Here is a 1,616-nt window from a genome sequence, read left to right as displayed (position 1 = left end):
CCCCGCCCCCACCACGCCAACCGACACGACAAACACGAACACGACGTCGTTCCCGGAGCGGACCGGCGCGTCGGCGAGCGCGGCGAACTGGCGGTCGATCCACGCGAGCGGGTCGTCGGGGAGGAACTCCGAACGCCCGCGGGCGACGAGATCGCGGGCCGCGGCCCGGCTCGCCGGGTCGAGCGCGACTCCGCCGAGCACCGCCGCGTCGACGTGGGGGGCCGCGGCGCGCGCCCAGTCGGCGTCGGCCGCGCCGCTGAGGCTGGCGGCGACGAGGAGCGGGGACGGGCCCTCGTTCGCGTTACCCGTCACTCCGCCACCTCCGCGTCGGTCGTCGCTGTCTCCGACACGGCCGTCAACGCGCGCTCGCAGGCGCGAGCGACGCGTTCGGCGTCGGCGGCGTCGTTGATCCGAGTGTCGGTGTGCTCGACGCGGCGCTCGGGGAGCTCGGTCGGATCGTCGTCGTCGAGGACGAACGCGTCCGCGAACGGGTACGCCGCGGCGACGCCCGCGGTCGACGGGTCGCGGCCGACGCCGGCCATCAGGTCGGCTGCGGGACCCGAGAACACCTCGTCGCCGACGAACGGCGAGACCGCGACGACCGGCGTCTCGCGCAGCGCCGCCTCGAAGCCGGGGAGCGCGAGCATCGGGCCGAGGCTCGTCACGGGGTTCGACGGACCGATCACGACGGGGTCGGCGAGGGCGTCGAGCACGGCGTCGGTCGGCTCGGCGTCGTCGGCGCCCCGGAACTCCACGTCGGCGACCGCGGGCTCGCCGCGGCGCGCGACCCAGTACTCCTGGAAGTGGATCGTCTCGCCGGCCGCGGTGTGGACCAGCGTCGCGACCGGGTCGTCGGACATCGGGAGGAGCTCGACGTCGAGGCCGAAGGCGTCGGCGAGCGCCCGGATCGCTTCGGTGAGCGTACGGCCCTCGTCGAGTAGGCTCGTGCGCGTGACGTGGACCGCGCGGTCGCGGTCGCCGATCTCCATGAACTCGCCGACGCCGGAGAAGCGCCGCCACCGGGCGATCTCGCGGCCGGTCGTCTGCGCCTCGGCGTCGAGGTAGCGCGGGGCCGTTCCGAGCCCGACCTCCGCCGCGATCCGGCGCAGTTCGGCGTGCGTCTCGGTGGTGTCGTCCGCGATCCCCCACCACGTTTCGCGGTCGAGGACGCCGCCGCCGGCGAACAGCACGGTGTCGACGTCGGGGCAGACGAGGTGACCGCCGAGTTCGACGTCGTCGCCCGTGTTGGCGACGACCGCGGTCTCGTCGGGGTCCCACACGCGGGTCGCCCCGTCGAGGAGTTTCGGCGTCCCCGTGCCGCCGGCGAGGAACGTGACCATACGCGGGCAAGGCGGCGGGCGGATTTGTATCCTCGCCTCCGCGGGCGACGACGCGGATCAAGGTGAGAGTGAAACGGGTTTATTTATACGTAGACTGACAGTGCTCAACCGATCTTTCCGGGTGGCGCGCCCCGGTGAGCAGCCCGCAGGGCCGCGAACCGCGAGGGACCGAAGGTCCCTCTGGCAGTCGGCGGCGGAGCCGCCGGCGACGACGGTGCGAGGGAGTCGGGCGGCCGGGGCGGAGCGGCGGCCGCACGACCGGTTGAGCGCTAAGCA

1 protein-coding gene and 1 pseudogene are annotated in these 1,616 nt (G+C 74.1%); both read right to left on the bottom strand.

Going from position 1 to position 1,616, the window contains the following annotated elements; all coding sequences use genetic code 11:
- Positions 1 to 312: pseudogene (locus OQF71_RS14510) on the bottom strand (hypothetical protein); the annotation flags it as partial.
- Positions 309 to 1,340, bottom strand: coding sequence for a 2-phospho-L-lactate transferase (gene cofD, locus OQF71_RS14505; protein ID WP_280588520.1), 1,032 nt, complete (start codon positions 1,338 to 1,340; stop codon positions 309 to 311). The gene cofD and the pseudogene OQF71_RS14510, both read right to left, overlap by 4 nt.
- Between the last annotated feature and the right edge of the window lie 276 nt (positions 1,341 to 1,616).

The sequence above is a fragment of the Halorubrum sp. Boch-26 genome (genome assembly GCF_029889805.1).
Taxonomy (GTDB): Archaea; Halobacteriota; Halobacteria; order Halobacteriales; family Haloferacaceae; genus Halorubrum.
This window is presented reverse-complemented; position numbering and strand designations above follow the sequence as displayed.

What these genes read in the sequence shown, in the direction of transcription:
- cofD (WP_280588520.1), bottom strand. Translation starts at nt 1,340, where the DNA reads ATGGTCACGTTCCTCGCCGGCGGCACGGGGACGCCGAAACTCCTCGAC.